At 50.6% G+C, this 239-nt stretch carries 1 pseudogene; it reads right to left on the bottom strand.

Going from position 1 to position 239, the window contains the following annotated elements:
- Window positions 1-239: pseudogene (locus RYX56_RS25075) on the bottom strand (acetyl-CoA C-acyltransferase); the annotation flags it as partial.

The raw sequence follows: 239 nt of genomic DNA, 5'->3' as shown, positions 1-239 counted from the left end.
AGCAATTCGAATACGCCGGCAGCACCCATTCCGCCGCCAATGCACATCGTGACAACGCCAAATTGTTCCTTTCGCCGTTTTAATTCATGAATCAGTGTTAACGTAAGCTTTGCCCCGGTACAGCCAAGCGGGTGCCCTAAGGCAATCGCACCGCCATTGACGTTCACTTTCTCCTCATCAAGGCCGAGCTCCCGAATAACCTGGATCGATTGGGACGCAAACGCTTCATTTAATTCAAA

Origin of the sequence: Alkalihalophilus lindianensis (assembly GCF_032843265.1) — a bacterium.
In the GTDB taxonomy this organism is placed as follows: domain Bacteria; phylum Bacillota; class Bacilli; order Bacillales; family Bacillaceae_D; genus Alkalihalophilus; species Alkalihalophilus lindianensis.
The sequence above is the reverse complement of the archived record's forward strand: the minus strand, read 5'-3'. Positions and strand labels throughout refer to the sequence as shown.